This window comes from Janibacter limosus (assembly GCF_004295485.1).
Classification (GTDB): domain Bacteria; phylum Actinomycetota; class Actinomycetes; order Actinomycetales; family Dermatophilaceae; genus Janibacter; species Janibacter limosus_A.
On record NZ_CP036164.1, the window covers coordinates 845101 to 860785 of the forward strand.

Genomic DNA, 15685 nt, shown 5'->3' on the forward strand with positions numbered 1-15685 from the left:
CGATCGACCAAGAGCGGTCTCCTCCCTTCGTGCGAAGGGGGTGGACAAGCGGGGTGGTACCGCGGTGGCCCAGCCATCGTCCTCGTGGCAATGACCACGCCGAGTACCCCCGGAGCCGCAGCGATGACCTACCCCAAGGTCTCCACCACTGACGCGACCACCGTCGTCCCGTCCCCCAGCTTCCCCGACCTCGAGAAGCAGGTCCTGAGCTACTGGGAGGCCGACGGGACCTTCCAGGCCTCGATCGATGCTCGCGAGACCGGCATCGACGGGGCCAACGAGTTCGTCTTCTACGACGGGCCCCCCTTCGCCAACGGGCTGCCGCACTACGGCCACCTGCTCACCGGCTACGTCAAGGACGTCGTGCCGCGCTACCAGACGATGCGCGGCAAGCGGGTCGAGCGGCGCTTCGGCTGGGACACCCACGGGCTGCCCGCCGAGCTCGAGGCGATGCGCCAGCTCGGGCTGAAGACGACCGACGAGATCCGCGAGCTGGGCATCGAGAAGTTCAACGAGGTCTGCCGCGAGTCGGTGCTGAAGTACACCGGGGACTGGCGCGACTACGTCACCCGCCAGGCGCGCTGGGTCGACTTCGACAACGACTACAAGACGCTCAACCCCGGCTTCATGGAGTCGGTCATCTGGGCCTTCAAGTCCATGTACGACAAGGGCCTGGTCTACGAGGGCTTCCGCGTGCTGCCCTACTGCTGGCAGGACGAGACGCCGCTGTCCAACCACGAGCTGCGCATGGACGACGACGTCTACCAGCAGCGGCAGGACCCGGCGGTCACCGTCGGCCTGCGGATGGACACGACCGGCGAGGACCCGGTCCTCGACGGTGCCCACCTGCTCGTCTGGACGACGACCCCGTGGACCCTCCCGAGCCACCTGGCCGTCATGGTCGGCTCCGAGATCGACTACGTCGTCGTCGAGGCGCCCGTGCCCGGTGTCGAGGGCAGCACCGCGAAGTACGTCCTCGCGCAGGCCCGCCTGGGTCACTACGCGCGAGAGCTCGGCGACGAGCCGGTCGTCTTCGGCCGCTACACCGGCGCCCAGCTCCTCGGCCGGACCTACACACCGCCGATGTCCTACTACGCCGGCCACGAGGGCGCCTTCCGCGTCGTCGCCGCCGACGACGCGGTCACGACGACCGACGGTACGGGCATGGTCCACACCGCCGGAGCCTTCGGTGAGGTCGACAAGGAGGTCACCGACCGCGAGGGCATCGAGGCCGTCATGCCGGTGGCCAAGGACGGCACCTTCACCGCGCCGGTGACCGACTACGCCGGCCTGCTCGTCTTCGACGCCAACGGCCCGATCATCGACGCGCTCAAGGCGGCGACCCTCGCCCTTCGAGACGGCGCTGGCGCGCCTCCTCAGGGATCGGGGGTGGATTCGGTCAACGCCGGCACGATCCTGCTGCGCCGCGAGACCTACGAGCACTCCTACCCCCACTGCTGGCGCTGCCGTCAGCCGCTGATCTACAAGGGCGTCGAGTCCTGGTTCGTCGAGGTCACGGCGATCAAGGACAAGATGCTCGCCAACAACGAGCAGATCACCTGGACGCCCGACCACGTCAAGCACGGGCAGTTCGGCAAGTGGCTGGAGAATGCGCGCGACTGGTCGATCACCCGCAACCGCTTCTGGGGCAGCCCCGTGCCGGTGTGGAAGTCCGACGACCCGGCCTACCCGCGCCTGGACGTCTACGGCTCCTTCGAGGAGATCGAGCGCGACTTCGGCCGGCTGCCGCTGGGTGCCGACGGCCAGCCCGATCTGCACCGCCCCTTCGTCGACGACCTGACCCGGCCCAACCCCGACGACCCGACCGGCAAGAGCACGATGCGTCGGGTCGAGGACGTGCTGGACGTGTGGTTCGACTCCGGGTCGATGAGCTACGCGCAGGTGCACTACCCCTTCGAGAACGCCGACTGGTTCGAGCACCACTTCCCGGGCGACTTCATCGTCGAGTACATCGGGCAGACGCGCGGCTGGTTCTACACGCTGCACATCCTGGCGACCGCGCTCTTCGACCGGCCGGCCTTCAAGTCCGTCATCAGCCACGGCATCGTCCTGGGCAACGACGGGCAGAAGATGTCCAAGTCGCTGCGCAACTACCCGGACGTCTCCGAGGTCTTCGACCGCGACGGCGCCGACGCGATGCGCTGGTTCCTCATGTCCAGCCCGATCCTGCGCGGCGGCAACCTCGTCGTCACCGAGCAGGGCATCCGCGAGGGGGTGCGCCAGGTCCTGCTCCCGCTGTGGAGCTCGTGGTCCTTCTTCTCCCTCTACGCCAACGCGCTCGGCGGTGCTGACGGATCCGGCTACGAGGCGAAGTGGTCGACCGCATCGGCCGATCCGCTCGACCGGTACCTGCTGGCCAAGCTGCGCGAGTTCGTCGAGGACGCCACCGCCCGCATGGACGCCTATGACATCGCGGGTGCCTGCGACGCGACCCGCAGCTTCACCGACGTGCTGACCAACTGGTACATCCGGCGCAGCCGCGAGCGGTTCTGGGCGACCGGGGCCGACCGGGCCGACGCGGAGGCCGCCTGCGACACCCTCTACACGGCGCTCGAGGTGCTCTGCCGCGTCGCCGCCCCCCTTCTCCCGCTGACGACCGAGGAGATCTGGCGCGGCCTCACGGGCGGTCGCTCGGTCCACCTGACCGACTGGCCGCTGGCGCAGGACCTGCCCGCCGACCACGACCTCGTCGTGGCGATGGACACCGCCCGCGCCGTGTGCAGCTCCGCGAGCGGCCTGCGCAAGGCCAACAAGCTGCGCAACCGCCTGCCGCTGAGCGACCTCACGGTCGTCGTGCCCGACGCCCAGCGACTCGCGGACTTCGGCGCGATCGTCGCCGACGAGGTCAACGTGCGCCAGGTGAGCCTGCTCGACATCGACGACCCGGCCGCGCAGGAGTTCGGCGTGAGCCAGAAGCTCGCGGTCAACGCCCGCGCCGCCGGCCCGCGTCTGGGCAAGCAGGTGCAGGTCGCGATCAAGGGCTCCAAGTCGGGCGACTGGTCGGTCGCCGACGACGGCACCGTGACCGCCGGCGGCATCGACCTGGTCGAGGGCGAGTACACGCTCGAGACCGTCGCGGCCGATGACGAAGGGAGCCAGCGCGCCACCGCGATGCTCCCCGGCTCCGTGGGTGGCTTCATCGTCCTCGACACCGAGGTCACCGACGAGCTCGCCGCGGAGGGCCTGGCCCGCGACGTCGTGCGCGCCGTCCAGGAGGCCCGCAAGCAGGCCGGTCTCGAGGTCTCCGACCGGATCAGCCTGACGATCACCGGGTCGCAGCGGGTGTGGGAGGCGACGGTCGCCCACCAGGGCCTGATCGTCGACGAGACCCTCGCCGGGCAGTTCGGCTCCGCACCCAACCTCGAGGCCTTGCCCCTGACGGACGGCGTCGTCGAGACCGAGCTCTCCGGGAGCGAGCAGGTCCGGATCAAGGTCACGAGGATCTGAGTGGGGTTCGTCAACGGACTGCTCTGGCTCCTGGGCTGCCAGCTCGTCGGCGAGGTCATCTCGCACGCCCTCGGTCTGCCGATCCCCGGCTCGGTCATCGGCATGGTGCTGCTCTTCGGCGTGCTGCTCGTGCGCAAGCCCGAGGTCGACTCGGGCACGCTCGGCGCGGCCGACGGGCTGCTGCGTCACCTGCAGCTGCTCTTCATCCCGGCCGGGGTGGGCGTCATGGTCAGCTTCGGTGAGCTGCGTGCCGACTGGCTGCCGATCGGCGGCGGCCTGGTGCTCTCGTGGTGCATCGGCTTGGCCGTCGTCGCCGGCCTGACGACCTGGGTGCTGCGCCGTCAGGACCCGGCACGATGACCGCGGCCCTGGACTACCTGCGCAGCTCGCCGCTCTTCTGGGTCTTCGTCACCGTCGCCGGCTACCGGGCCGGGGTGTGGCTGCGTGACCGCACGGGCGGCCACCCGCTGGCGCAGCCGGTCCTCGTCGGGATCATCATCGTCATCTCGGTGGTCTCCGTGCTGGGCGTCGACTACGACACCTACTTCGAGGGTGGCGCGATGATCCACTTCCTGCTCGGGCCGGCGACCGTCGCGCTCGCGGTCCCGCTGTACCGGCAGGCCCATCGGCTGCGGGTGATGCTCCTGCCGCTGCTCGTGGCCATCCCGATCGGGGCCGCGGCCTCGATCATCTCGGCGGTGGCCACGGTCCACCTGCTGGGTGGGGACGACGTGCTCGCCCGCACCCTCGCGCCGAAGTCGGCGACCGCTCCCGTCGCGATCGCGGTCGCCGACCAGGTCGGGGGCATGACCAGCCTCGTCGCCGTCTTCTCGGTCATCGCCGGGATCTCGGGCGCGGTGGTCGGCCCGGCCCTGCTGACGCTGATGCGGGTGCACGACCCGATGGCCCGCGGCCTGGCGATGGGTGCCGTCTCGCACGGGATCGGCACCTCGCGCTCGCTGCACGATGACCCCGTCGAGGGCGCCTTCGCCGGGCTGTCGATGGGTTTGACGGCCCTGGCGACGAGCCTGATCGTCCCGGTGGTCGTCGCCCTGCTGCTTTAGATGGACTCCTGCCGCACAGGCATACATCACGAAACGGTGAAGATTTACCCACTTCGTGCGGAAGGTGGGCAAACTGCAGCCAGGGCGCCAACGATGTCGCCCATCAGAGGGAACAAAAGGGCATGGCACGGACTACACGTCGGGTTGTCGCTATCCTGGTAACGGCTGCCGCTGTTACAGGGTTCGCGGCGGACTCAGCCAGCGCATGGGATGGAACTGTCACGTCCAGTTGCAGTACCAACTACTTCAAGAACATCGTCACCCTGACGGGCGGGGGAACTATGTCCGTCAAGCAACGGAGCTCGACCGAAAACACGAACCAGCTCTATTGGGCCGTCTCGTCGAACGGCAATGCCGTCTCTCGGAAGGCAACGACGGACGGCGGGACGGTGAGCTGGACCAGCGTTGCGTCCGGCACCTACACGTTCAAGACCACGATCGCCTTCAACAAGAACTGCAACGGCGCGCTCCCGGGCAACGGCAACACCAACCTGGCTCTCACCGTTACTCCTTGAGCCGATCAGGATAGTGGCGGACGATGCCGGACAGGGCGCACTCAAGCGCTGTTCGGCATCGTCCGCTCTCAACGACAGGACTTTTTCATGACTTGGCTGTCTGCGTCGCGCATAGTTGCTCCATTCGTGACCGTCGCCTTGCTAGCGGGGTGTTCTGCCAAGGCCGACTCGGAACTTTCGGCGAGCGACCCGACGTTTGCGGGACTGGACTCCGAAGTGACCAAAGAAGTGTTGGCTTCGCCCGTCGCGGAGGACAGGGTTGCTGGTGACGACCCCGCGGTCGCATCGGCTCGGTACCAAGGCATTGTTCGTAATTTCGTCCTATGCCGGGATGCGTATGCGTCCTACAAGACGTGGCTCAAGAGCGGTGAAAGCCCGGGGTTGCCGAGACAACCGAATCCGACGAATCCGGCCCCTACGGCGGGGGACATGGAGGCCGACATCAAACTCTTCCGTGACGATCTGGACAGTGGCGACATCTCGTTGGTCCGTGAGCGGCTGTCGAGTGCGAACGGGTGCGGCGGGTGGATCCCGGCCACTCCGGGAGATCTGAGCGGTCAAACGATCGCTGATGCGGTCAAGGCGGGCAGATGACGAGGTGTGCAGGGGTGCTCACTCTTGTCGTGAGCGTGATGGTCGGTGTCGCTGGCTGTAGCGGTGGCGAAGGCGACGCTGCCCGCACTGCTCCAACCTCAGCGGCGGCCTCTGCATCAATAGGTGAGACCACCATGACCGTGCAGAAGTCGACATTCGTTGTCTCCTACCGCCTAAGCGGCCTCACCATTGACAGTGCCGCGGTGGGTGTGGACATTCCGCGTGGAGCACATCTGACCGATGCTCCGCGCTCGGGCGCGTCGACCTCGTTGGGGGACGCGTTGGGCACGTTGAAGCCCTCCGACGCAGACGCGAGTGAGCCAGCGGGCACGGTCGAGGCGTCGCGGCGGGCGATGACGAGCAGCCGTCTGCGCACCTTGCGGTCTCCCGCGTCAGGGCGCGTGCACTTCACCGGTCGGTCAGCCAAGGTCAGCACATCCGGCATAGACGTGGCCATCCCACTGAAGCCCCTCCAGGAGTTGCGCTACCGAGGCATGGAGTTCACCGGTTCCGTCACGACCGAGACTGTTCTCGGTCAGGAAGAAGGAACTTGCCAATCTGTGTGGATCGAGGACTCTCCCCAGCCGTCCGCCGGTGAGGACGGGACAGGTTCGAGCGCCACACTCCACTGTCGTCTCCCTGCAGACTTCGAGACGGCTCCCGGGCTGCCAGCAGTCGTCACGCTCACTTCCGAGCGACTCGAGAAGGTCATCACCATCCCGGTGCTGTATATCTCCCTCGACAAGGGCGGCCAGAACTATGTTGTCCAGCTGCGTCGTGGCGGAAGGCCAACCGAACAGAAGATCACCGTCGGGGCCACAGACGGCGTGCGACGCACTGTGATCGAGGGCCTTGAGCCGGGCGATGTCATCGTTCTTCCCGAGCCATCGTGACCGAGCCGGTCATTTCGCTGCACGAGGTCAGCGTCCGATACGCCACGGGAAGAGAGACAGTCACCGCCTTAGACAAGGCGAGCATGGATGTGCTGCCGGCGAGCTCCACCGCGATCGTGGGTCGATCCGGTTCCGGCAAGTCGACGCTGATCTCTGTGTTGTCGCTGCTGCGCAGCCCGGCTAGCGGCAGCGTCCGGGCTCTCGGTCGGGAGATCGGTCATCTCAGCGACTCGGACCTCTCCCGACTGAGATCAACCCTCGTCGGCACGGTCTTCCAGAGCTTCCACCTCGACCCTACTTTCTCCGCAGCGGATAACGTCATGCTGCCGTGGTACTTCGGTTCTGGCGGATCTCGACGAGTGGCACGAGCGCGCGCGCTCGAGGTGCTCGAGGTGCTCGGCATCGCAGACCTGGCTCGTCGCCTTCCTGGGGAGATGTCCGGAGGGCAGCGACAACGAGTCGCCATCGCTCGCGCACTCTTCACTGCACCTCCACTGCTGATCGCGGACGAACCCACCGGCAACCTCGACGAGGACACCGCTTTACAAGTGAGCGATGCCCTGTACGCGTTGCCGGGCACCGTTGGCAGCGCGGTCGTGGTCGTCACCCACGACACGCAAGTGGCCAAGCGGGCCGAACGGTGCATCTCGATCACTCGCGGCACGCTGAACTACCACGACGCAGTCAAACCCGGTGCTCGCGGGGAGGGAGTCTAGGTGTCTTCCTTCACCGAGTTCCGCCGTGGCTTGCAACTGGCTCTGTCCATGAACCGCAGGTCTCCGGTGAAGTTTGCGCTGCTGACCATCCTGGTCGCCATGAGCACCTTGGTCTTCCTCGGCGTCTCGGAGCTCTCGCGCGCCTCAACTGACAGCCTCGACTCCGCCATCGAGTCCGACCTCGGGGTCGCAGGGACTTATCGGGTGGAAGCGTCGAGTGACCTGGGACTCACGCTGTCCGAGACGCTCGCCGTCCTGCGGCCACCCATCGATCAGGTCAGTGACCAGCCCGTCGTCGTGGCCGAACGCTTCCCCTCGATCCACCCCGAATGCCCGCCCTTCAACCTGCTCGGCGACGTCACCGCCATCGTGCTGCGGGATGACACAGGAGCGCCTGAGCCATTCGCCCCGGGCAAATTGCCGGCAGACGGCGACCTGTGTCTCGCGGGGCTGGCTGTGCCGCGAGATGCGTTGCGGGAGGCCACGGCCCATGAGAAAGACACGTACGACGCCTCCATCGTCGTCGACCCCGTCTATGAGCAGGTCCTTCGGCTCGCGTCCGACCGGCCGCCGACCTATCTCATCGCTGTGACCACGGGTGAGAGCGACGACGTCACTGATCAGTTGCGCACCAGTTCCATTGACGCTCTAAGGCAGCACGCCCAGCAGGCATCCGTACCGGCGACCGATGCAGTCGTCGTGACGCGAGCGGACTCAGGCGGCTCAGTGCGATCGGCCTCCGCAGGCATCAGACTCGTCTATGGACTCATCGGTTGGGGCGTGCTGCTCATCAGCGGGATCGGTCTCCTCGTCGCTGAACTCATCGTCCTTCGTGACAGGACCTGGTTCTTCGGCCTGGCCAGAGCGGTCGGCGCCCGTCGATGGAGCATCGCCTGGCTGGTCATCGCAGACATCCTGCTCGTCCTCATAGCTGGGCTTCTTGTCGCGATCACCGTCCTGGCGATCGCGGGACCTGGGATAGCTTCCTTCGGCCGGGAGGCCTTCCAGGTCGAGCTTCACGTCCTACGCCTGTCAGCGCTGCCGCAGCTCTTCCTCGGCTTCTGCGTAGTTTTGCTCCTCGCTGGCTTTTACCCGGCGATTCAGGCAATGAGACTTGACCCGCTGGATGTGCTGGAGCGCAGGTAGCCAAGGAAGACTTGGGGTTGCGCTCTCGCGACTAGCGCCCTCGTTGCCTACGTCAGGCTCAGACGGCGTCGGCCTGCCGCTCCCACACCCCGTCCTCCATCGGCTTGCCGGTCTCCAGCACCGACTTGATGCCGGAGAGCACCCACGGCCAGCCACCGCCACCGGCGCCCATCGGGTCGGGGTTGCCGGCGACCTGCTCGGCGGTCGTCGGGCGGCCGGTGAGGTCGTGCGTGAGGGTGAGTCGGGTGGCGCCGTCCGCGGTGGCCTCGATGTCCCAGGTGACGGTGCCCGGCTCCTCGTCCTCGATCCACACCGGCGCCCAGGTCTGCACGAGCCGGCGCGGGGGATCGCACTCGAGCACCTCGCCGGTGACGACGACATCGGGCATGTTCATCGACTTCATCTCCTCGCTGGCCCGGTGCTCGAAGTGGCCGCCGGGGGAGAGGTCGTAGGAGACATCGCCGGTGTACCCGTAGAGCCGGCTGAACTCGGGCGTGGTGATGGCCGCCCAGACGCGCTCCGGGGTGGCGTTGATGAAGATGCGGTGGATCTGGGTCTCGCTCATGACTCGTCGTCCTCCAGGACTCGCTTGAGGTCGAGCAGCGCGGAGACCCGCGCCGCCGTGTACTTGCCGATCCACCGGTCGTGGATCGCCCTGATGGGGACGGCGTTGAGGTGGTGCAGCTTGCTCCGTCCCTCCTTGCGGGTGACGACGAGGTTGGCTTCCTCGAGCAGCCGCAGGTGCTTGGCCACTCCGAACCTCGTCATCTCCGTGTGCTCCCGCACGATCGCCTCGAGCTCGGACTGCGTCCGTCCGTCCTGCTCGAAGAGCGCGTCCAGCAGCATCCGGCGGATCGGGTCCGCCAGGGCCTTGAACACGAGGTCGTCGTCGGTCACGTCATCGACAATAGGTGACCTTTTGGTCACCTGTCAACGGATAGTCTGCGGAGCATGGACACCACCTTGTACTCCGCGGACGAACTGCTCGAGCTGGCTCCCGAGGGCAAGGGGGACCGACCCGGGGTCAAGAAGGCGCTCATCGGTCACGGCGCGCGCGTGGTGATGATGCGCTTCGCTGCCGGGCAGGTGCTCGCCGAGCACACGGCCGCATTCCCGATCCTCGTGCAGTGCCTGCAGGGTGAGATCGAGTTCGTCACGGGGGATCAGTCGGTGAGGCTCACGCCGGGCGTCGTCGCCAACCTCGACGGCAATGTCCCGCACGAGGTGCGCGGCGTCACCGACGCGATCTTCCAGCTCGTCATGCTCGACCCGGCCGCACGTCCTTAAGGGGCTCTTCACAGATGAGGGTGTAACTGGGTTTGTGGCCCCGGGCGGCGTGGCGGTGGCGGGGTAGGCGTCGAGGCCTTCACATGATGGAAGTTCTCACACAACCCATCAGGAAGACCTCGACATGTCTGACGCTACCTTCACTGCCCCGGATCTGACCACGTTCGCCCGCTTGGACCAGCTCGGACTGGAGGTCACTGGCCAGTGCCTCGAGGCCGGGCAGGCGGTGCTGGCCTGCCGGGTGGTCGAGCCGGATGACTGGTGCCACCGCTGTGGCTGTCAGGGCCGGCCACGCGGCAGCGTGGTGCGCTCCTTGGCGCATGCCCCCTTCGGTCAGCGCCCCACGACCCTTCGGGTGCGGGTGCGCCGCTACACGTGCACCGACTGTGGTCATGTGTGGCGTCAGGACACCTCCCGGGCGGCTGAGCCTCGAGCCAAGCTCTCTCGTGGGGGGCTGGCGTGGGCGTTGAGCGCGATCGTGTGCCAGCACCTGTCGATGTCCCGGGTCGCCGAGGGCTTGGGCGTGGCGTGGAACACCGCCAACGACGCGGTCCTGGCCGAAGGGCGACGGGTGCTGATCGATGACCCGGCCCGCTTCGAGGGGGTGAAGGTCCTGGGTGTCGATGAGCATGTGTGGCGCCACACCCACCGCGGGGACAAGTACGTCACCGTGATCATCGACCTGACCCCTACTCGTCAGGACGGCGGCACGGCCCGGTTGCTGGACATGGTCGAAGGGCGTTCCGGGGAGGTCTTCGCTGCGTGGCTGGCCCAACGGCCCCAAGCCTGGCGTGAGGGCATCGAGGTCGTCGCGATGGACGGGTTCACAGGATTCAAGGCTGCCGCCACGAAAATGGTCCCCACCGCGGTCACGGTCATGGACCCCTTCCACGTCGTCGCCCAGGCCGGTGAGGCGATGAACCGGTGCCGACAGCGGGTGCAACGAGAGACGTGTGGGCGCCGCAGCCGCAAGGGCGACCCGTTGTACCGCGTGCGCAGGGCACTGTTCGTCGGCGACCAGTTGCGCACCCAGCGCCAGAGCGAACGCATCACGCCCGTGCTGGCCGATCCCGCCCACGCCCAGCTCGCGCAGGCCTGGCGCGCCTACCAAGAGATGATCAACGCCTACCGCGACGAGAAGCCTGCTCGAGGACGCCAGAGGATGGCCGATCTGATCGATCACCTCAACTCCCAGCCCCCCGAACAGATCGAACTACGCAAGCTCGGCAAGACCCTGCACCACCGCGCTGAGGACGTCCTGGCCTACTTCGACCACCCCGGCTCATCCAACGGACCCACCGAAGCCATCAACGGACGCCTGGAACACCTACGCGGCCTGGCCCTGGGCTTTCGCAACCTGACCCACTACATCGCCAGATCCCTCCTAGAATCCGGCGGCTTCAGACCCCAACTACACCCTCAGTTGTGAAGAGCCCCTTAAGGTCGTGCGGGGTGTAGCGGCACGTCCTTAAGGTCGTGCGAGGTGTGGCCGTACGTGGGGGACGACCATGGGCGTGCCCGACTGTGGGTCATCGACGACCTCGGCGCCGAGTCCGAAGACCTCGCGCACGAGGTCTTCGGTGAGGACGGTGGCGGGCTGGCCGTCGCCGTGGATCCTCCCTGCGCTCATGACGACGAGGCGCGACGCGAAGCGGGCGGCCTGGTTGAGGTCGTGCAGCACCGCGACGATGGTGCGTCCCTCGCGGTTGAGCTCGGCGAAGAGCTCGAGCAGCTCGTACTGGTGCGCGATGTCGAGGAAGGTCGTCGGCTCGTCGAGCAGGATCACCTCGGTGTCCTGGGCGAGGATCATGGCGACCCAGACGCGCTGACGCTGACCCCCGGAGAGGGCATCGACCGCGGTATCCGCGAGATCGCTCAGGTGGGTGCGTTCCAGGGCCGTCGCGATGGCGCGGTCGTCCTCGGGTGACCACTGCCGCAGCAAGGAGTGGTGTGGGTGGCGACCACGGGCGACGAGCTCGGCGACCGTGATCCCCTTGGGCGCGACGGCGCTCTGCGGCAGCAGCGAGACCCGCTTCGCGACGGCGCGACCGCGCATCCGGTGCACGTCTTCTCCGTCCAGCTGCACCTGCCCGGCCGACGGCCTGTTGACTCGGGCGAGGGCCTTGAGCAGGGTCGATTTGCCGCACCCGTTGGGGCCGACGATGACCATGAAGTCACCCCGCCGCACGTCGAGGTCGAGAGCGTGGATGACGGGGTCACCGCCGTAGCCGACGGTGATGTCGTGTGCCGCGATGAGCGAAGGGGGAGTCATGTCGCCTTCTTCCATTCACCGACCAGCAGGACGCCGAGATAGACGCCGCCGATCGCGAGGGTGAGGATGCCGACGGGCAGCCCGTCGAAGAGCGGCACCTGCTGGGTGGCCAGATCGGCCAGGACGAGGAGCAGTGCTCCCATCACGGCTGACAGGCCGAGCAGGGGCCGCGCGCTGCGGGCCAGCCGGCGAGTGATGTGGGGTGCGGTCAGGGCGACGAAGGAGATCGGTCCCGCGACCGCGACGGCGCCGCCTGCCAGCAGGACCGACAGGAGCACCGCCCACCGTCGCACGGCGCCCGACTCCACACCGAGGGCGGCCGCCACCTCGTCGCCCATCTCGGTCATCCCGAGCGGCACCGACAGCAGCGCCAGTGGCACGGCCGTCACGGCGAGGATGATCCAGATCGTCGCGGCCTGGTCCCAGCCGCGGGCATTCAGGCTGCCGTTGATGTACGCCGCGAGCACCGAGGCCTTGTCCCGGGCCATGACGTAGACGACGTACTGGGTGAAGGCGTAGGCCATCGCGGAGACGCCGATGCCGGCGAGGATCATCCGCATGGGGTTGGACAGGCCGGTCCCGGTGCTCACGGCGACGAGGCCGACGGCGAGCGCGGCGCCGGCGACCGACCCGAGGACGATCGAGGTTGCGCTGGGCATGAGCAACCCGACGAAGGCGGCCCCGGCCCCTGCACCAGCGCTGACCCCGATCACATCGGGGCTTCCGAGGGGATTGCGGGTCACGGACTGGAAGAGCGCTCCGGAGGCGCCGAGAGCCGCGCCCGCACCGAGCGCGACGACCAGCCGCGGCCCGCGCAGGTTGCCGAGGACGAAGTTGGCCTTGCCCTGTGCATCGCCGCCCAGGACGTCGGCGATCCCCGCTGGCAGTTCCAGGATCGGGATGCCAAGGCGACCCATGGACAGCGTCGCCAAGGTCGCGCCGACGAGGAGGGCGACGAGGATGACGCCCAGGAGCGCCACCCTTCGCCGCATCGGCAGTTGGACGTGCCGGCCCAGGCCGATGACCGGCTCGGAGGTGGTCCACGTGGTGCTCATGCGGCCCGCTTCCCCAGGCGCCGGACCGCGAGCAGGAGGACGGGAGCGCCCACGAAGGCCGTCACCACGCCCACCATGAGTTCCTGGGGTCGCAGCACGACCCGACCGATGATGTCCGCACCGAGCAGGACGATCGGTCCGACGAGCAGGCAGGTGAGCAGCTGTCGGCGCACGTCGAGACCGACGAGGGCTCGCACGATGTGCGGCACGGCCAGACCGACGAAGGCGATCGGCCCGACGGCCGCGGTGGCCGCCGCGCAGAGCAGGGTCGCCGCACCGAGTGCCGTGACGCGCAGCAGCAGCGTGTTGACCCCCAGGCCGGTCGCCGTGTCCGAGCCCAGGGCGAGGGCGTTGAGGCCGCTCGCCGAGAGCAAGGCGAGGACCAGCCCGACGACGAGGAAGGGGGCCACCGAGCGCAGGTGGTCGAGGCCACCGTCACCGAGGGAGCCGACCACCCAGAAGCGGTAGCTGTCGAAGTGCTGGGGCATCGACAGAGCCAGACCCTGGACATACGCGGTGAGCACGGCCGCGACCACGGCCCCGGCGAGGACCAGGCGGACCAGGCTCGCACCGCCGCCACCGACGGTGCCGATCATGTGGACGACGAGCGCCGCGACGCCGCCGCCGAGCAGGGCCACCCAGGCCGAGGCGGTCGAGCCCGTCGCGACACCGAAGAAGGCGCTCGCGGTCACCATCGCGGCGGCCGCGCCGGCGTTGATGCCCAGCAGGCCCGGGTCGGCGAGCGGGTTGGCGGTCACTCCCTGCATCAGGGCCCCGGACAGGGCCAGTGCCGCCCCCACCCCGAGGGCCAGGAGCGTGCGCTCGATGCGTGCGTCGAGGACGGTCGCCAGATAGGCGTCGGGTCGCCCGGTGAGTGCGTCGATCACCTCCGGCAGCGACGTCGCCTTGGAGCCGACGGCGAGGGAGAGCAGGCAGACGAGGGCGAGCACCGCGACGCACCCCACGAGGACCAGGACGGTCCGTGGGGTGCGTCGGGCGGGGGTGGTTGCCGTCACCGGCCGCAGATCACTTGGCGTCGGCCTTGGCGATCGCCTTGTCGATCATCTCGGGATAGCGCTCGAGCGTGTAGGGCACGGTGAGCGGGTTGATCATCGAGGAGGCGGTGACGAAGGAGTTGTCGTCGCTGGAGACGACGGCGCCCTGCTTGATCGCGGGGATCGAGGCGTAGAGCTTGTTGTCCAGCGCCTGCTTCTTGGCCTTGGGGTCGCTGTAGAAGGTGAAGATCAGGTCGCTGTCGTTCAGCTTGTCCGCGTTCTCGTACCCGATGACCGCCGAGTCGGTGCCCTCGGTCTCCTTCATCTCCTTCACGGCCGGGTCGCTCTTGAGGCCCAGCTTGCGCACGATGTCGGCGCGCTGCTCGGTCGGCAGGAAGACGCCGAGGGTGTCGGGCGTGGTGTAGACGTACGAGAAGGTGTGGTCGGCCCACTCGGGGTGCTTCTCGGCCTCGTCGGCCAGCTGCTTGTCGAGGTCGGTGATCAGGCCCTTGGCGGCGTCCTGCTCACCCAGTGCCTTGCCGATGATCTCGATCTGCTGGTCCCAGTCGATGCTCCACGCCTTGTCCGGGTAGGCGACCGTCGGGGCGATGGCGTCCAGCGCGTCGTACTGCTCCTGGGTGATGCCCGACCACGGCGCGAGGATGACGTCGGGGTCGAGCTCGACGATCTTCTCCAGGTCGAGCTCCTCACCGGCACCGACGAACTCGGGGAGGGTGCCCCCTTCGTCCGTGACGGCCTCGTGGACCCACGGGGTGTAGCCCGTCTTGTCGGCGGCCCAGGCGTACTCCTCCATGCCCACCGGGATGGCGCCCAGGGCGATCGAGGTCTCGGTCGAACCCTGACCGAGGGTGACGACCTTCTCGGGCTTCTCGGTGATCTCGGCGGTGCCGAGGGTGGACTCGATGCTCACGGGGAAGGCGCCGTCGCCGGAGCCCTCGGACGTCGCAGCGGCATCGTCGGCGTCGGAGCTGCCGCAGGCACTGAGGGCGAGGGCGGCGGTCAGGAGCGTGGCGGCACCGGCGGTGCGCAGGCGGGGCAGGGGCATGGTGGAACCTCTGGTCGATCGACGGATGGTTAGGCGAGGCTAACCTATGCCACTCAGTCGTGGCGATGCACCCGGTGTCCGTCCCGGTCGAAGATCATGATCACCTCGGCCGGCCCGCCGGTGGCGACGAAGGAGTGCGGGGTCATCGTCTCGAACTCGGCGGCCTCTCCCGTCTCGACCATGACGACCCGGTCCCCGAGGAAGAGCTGGACGCGGCCCTCGAGGACGAAGAACCAGTCGTGCCCCGGGTGGACCTGCTGCTGGGGCCTGCGGCTGCTCGGCTCCAGGCGCACCTTCATCGCGGTCGTGGTGCCCGTGGCCTTGGTGAGCATCCAGGTCGTGCGGCCCTCCTCGCGCGTCGGAGTCGGACGGATGACGACGTCCTCGTCGATGTCCTCGGCGAGCAGGGTCTCCACGTCCGTGCGCAGGGCCCGGGCCAGCGGCAGGAGCACGTCCAGGCTGATGGCCCGCTTGCCGGTCTCGATGCGGCTGATCGTCGACGGACTGAGGTGGGAGCGCTCGGCCAGGTCGTCGAGGGAGAGCGACTGCGCCCGACGCAGGCCGCGCAGGCGGGTGCGGACGGTCTGCTCGATCTCACTCATGGGTCCTCCGTG

At 68.1% G+C, this 15685-nt stretch carries 17 protein-coding genes; 10 read left to right on the plus strand and 7 right to left on the minus strand.

Annotated elements, in window-relative coordinates:
* Nucleotides 1-123: 123 nt before the first annotated feature.
* The 8 genes from ileS (at nucleotide 124) to EXU32_RS04155 (ending at nucleotide 8396) form a co-directional block, all read left to right on the plus strand.
* Nucleotides 124-3468 carry an isoleucine--tRNA ligase gene (ileS, locus tag EXU32_RS04120; RefSeq protein WP_130631041.1) on the plus strand — a complete coding sequence of 1115 codons (3345 nt, stop codon included), beginning with the start codon at nucleotides 124-126 and terminating at the stop codon, nucleotides 3466-3468.
* Nucleotides 3469-3828 (plus strand): CidA/LrgA family protein, encoded by a 360-nt coding sequence (locus tag EXU32_RS04125; RefSeq protein ID WP_130628757.1) that lies wholly within the window; start codon nucleotides 3469-3471, stop codon nucleotides 3826-3828.
* A complete protein-coding gene (locus tag EXU32_RS04130; RefSeq protein ID WP_130628758.1) occupies nucleotides 3825-4532 on the plus strand; it encodes an LrgB family protein in 708 nt (235 codons plus the stop codon). The genes EXU32_RS04125 and EXU32_RS04130 overlap by 4 nt, the downstream gene beginning before the upstream one ends.
* A 281-nt stretch (nucleotides 4533-4813) precedes the next feature.
* Nucleotides 4814-5047, plus strand: coding sequence for a hypothetical protein (locus EXU32_RS04135; RefSeq protein ID WP_130628759.1), 234 nt, complete (start codon nucleotides 4814-4816; stop codon nucleotides 5045-5047).
* Between the two features lie 126 nt (nucleotides 5048-5173).
* A complete protein-coding gene (locus EXU32_RS04140; protein ID WP_130628760.1) occupies nucleotides 5174-5641 on the plus strand; it encodes a hypothetical protein in 468 nt (155 codons plus the stop codon).
* Nucleotides 5642-5775: 134 nt separating this feature from the next.
* On the plus strand, nucleotides 5776-6534 hold the full coding sequence (locus EXU32_RS04145; protein ID WP_130628761.1) for a hypothetical protein: 759 nt from the start codon (nucleotides 5776-5778) through the stop codon (nucleotides 6532-6534).
* Entirely contained in the window at nucleotides 6531-7250 is a 720-nt protein-coding gene (locus tag EXU32_RS04150; RefSeq protein WP_130628762.1) for an ABC transporter ATP-binding protein, read from the plus strand. Before EXU32_RS04145 ends, EXU32_RS04150 begins: the two co-directional genes overlap by 4 nt.
* Nucleotides 7251-8396: an ABC transporter permease gene (locus EXU32_RS04155; RefSeq protein ID WP_130628763.1), complete on the plus strand. Its 1146-nt coding sequence runs from the start codon at nucleotides 7251-7253 to the stop codon at nucleotides 8394-8396.
* 58 nt (nucleotides 8397-8454) lie between these two features.
* Here the strand turns inward: EXU32_RS04155 and EXU32_RS04160 are convergent, their stop codons facing one another.
* Nucleotides 8455-8961: an SRPBCC domain-containing protein gene (locus EXU32_RS04160; RefSeq protein WP_130628764.1), complete on the minus strand. Its 507-nt coding sequence runs from the start codon at nucleotides 8959-8961 to the stop codon at nucleotides 8455-8457.
* Nucleotides 8958-9293 carry an ArsR/SmtB family transcription factor gene (locus EXU32_RS04165; RefSeq protein ID WP_130628765.1) on the minus strand — a complete coding sequence of 112 codons (336 nt, stop codon included), beginning with the start codon at nucleotides 9291-9293 and terminating at the stop codon, nucleotides 8958-8960. Before EXU32_RS04165 ends, EXU32_RS04160 begins: the two co-directional genes overlap by 4 nt.
* A gap of 54 nt (nucleotides 9294-9347) precedes the next feature.
* Here EXU32_RS04165 and EXU32_RS04170 point away from each other — a divergent pair, with 54 nt between their 5' ends.
* Together EXU32_RS04170 and EXU32_RS04175 are read left to right on the plus strand one after the other, a co-directional pair.
* On the plus strand, nucleotides 9348-9683 hold the full coding sequence (locus EXU32_RS04170; RefSeq protein ID WP_130628766.1) for a cupin domain-containing protein: 336 nt from the start codon (nucleotides 9348-9350) through the stop codon (nucleotides 9681-9683).
* Between the two features lie 124 nt (nucleotides 9684-9807).
* Nucleotides 9808-11112 (plus strand): ISL3 family transposase, encoded by a 1305-nt coding sequence (locus tag EXU32_RS04175; protein ID WP_130628169.1) that lies wholly within the window; start codon nucleotides 9808-9810, stop codon nucleotides 11110-11112.
* 39 nt (nucleotides 11113-11151) lie between these two features.
* On the opposite strand, the gene EXU32_RS04180 is transcribed toward EXU32_RS04175, so the two are convergent.
* Genes EXU32_RS04180 through EXU32_RS04200 form a run of 5 tightly spaced genes read right to left on the minus strand, consistent with a single transcriptional unit; the run spans nucleotide 11152 to nucleotide 15673 of the window.
* Nucleotides 11152-11955 carry an ABC transporter ATP-binding protein gene (locus EXU32_RS04180; protein ID WP_130628767.1) on the minus strand — a complete coding sequence of 268 codons (804 nt, stop codon included), beginning with the start codon at nucleotides 11953-11955 and terminating at the stop codon, nucleotides 11152-11154.
* Nucleotides 11952-13010 (minus strand): FecCD family ABC transporter permease, encoded by a 1059-nt coding sequence (locus EXU32_RS04185; RefSeq protein WP_130628768.1) that lies wholly within the window; start codon nucleotides 13008-13010, stop codon nucleotides 11952-11954. The genes EXU32_RS04180 and EXU32_RS04185 overlap by 4 nt, the downstream gene beginning before the upstream one ends.
* Complete coding sequence (locus EXU32_RS04190) at nucleotides 13007-14026, minus strand: FecCD family ABC transporter permease (RefSeq protein ID WP_242612878.1); 1020 nt, start codon at nucleotides 14024-14026, stop codon at nucleotides 13007-13009. Before EXU32_RS04190 ends, EXU32_RS04185 begins: the two co-directional genes overlap by 4 nt.
* Before the next feature lie 10 nt (nucleotides 14027-14036).
* Nucleotides 14037-15071 carry an iron-siderophore ABC transporter substrate-binding protein gene (locus EXU32_RS04195; RefSeq protein ID WP_130628770.1) on the minus strand — a complete coding sequence of 345 codons (1035 nt, stop codon included), beginning with the start codon at nucleotides 15069-15071 and terminating at the stop codon, nucleotides 14037-14039.
* A 53-nt stretch (nucleotides 15072-15124) separates the two neighbouring features.
* Nucleotides 15125-15673, minus strand: a complete 549-nt coding sequence (locus tag EXU32_RS04200; RefSeq protein ID WP_130628771.1) for a helix-turn-helix domain-containing protein — start codon at nucleotides 15671-15673, stop codon at nucleotides 15125-15127.
* Nucleotides 15674-15685: the final 12 nt, after the last annotated feature.

Excerpts from the sequence above, each read along its gene's own strand:
- EXU32_RS04160 (WP_130628764.1), bottom strand. The coding sequence starts at position 8,961 with ATGAGCGAGACCCAGATCCACCGCATCTTCATCAACGCCACCCCGGAG.
- EXU32_RS04200 (WP_130628771.1), bottom strand. The coding sequence starts at position 15,673 with ATGAGTGAGATCGAGCAGACCGTCCGCACCCGCCTGCGCGGCCTGCGT.
- EXU32_RS04130 (WP_130628758.1), top strand. The coding sequence starts at position 3,825 with ATGACCGCGGCCCTGGACTACCTGCGCAGCTCGCCGCTCTTCTGGGTC.
- EXU32_RS04145 (WP_130628761.1), top strand. The coding sequence starts at position 5,776 with ATGACCGTGCAGAAGTCGACATTCGTTGTCTCCTACCGCCTAAGCGGC.
- ileS (WP_130631041.1), top strand. The coding sequence starts at position 124 with ATGACCTACCCCAAGGTCTCCACCACTGACGCGACCACCGTCGTCCCG.
- EXU32_RS04185 (WP_130628768.1), bottom strand. The coding sequence starts at position 13,010 with ATGAGCACCACGTGGACCACCTCCGAGCCGGTCATCGGCCTGGGCCGG.
- EXU32_RS04170 (WP_130628766.1), top strand. The coding sequence starts at position 9,348 with ATGGACACCACCTTGTACTCCGCGGACGAACTGCTCGAGCTGGCTCCC.
- EXU32_RS04175 (WP_130628169.1), top strand. The coding sequence starts at position 9,808 with ATGTCTGACGCTACCTTCACTGCCCCGGATCTGACCACGTTCGCCCGC.
- EXU32_RS04195 (WP_130628770.1), bottom strand. The coding sequence starts at position 15,071 with ATGCCCCTGCCCCGCCTGCGCACCGCCGGTGCCGCCACGCTCCTGACC.
- EXU32_RS04135 (WP_130628759.1), top strand. The coding sequence starts at position 4,814 with ATGTCCGTCAAGCAACGGAGCTCGACCGAAAACACGAACCAGCTCTAT.
- EXU32_RS04180 (WP_130628767.1), bottom strand. The coding sequence starts at position 11,955 with ATGACTCCCCCTTCGCTCATCGCGGCACACGACATCACCGTCGGCTAC.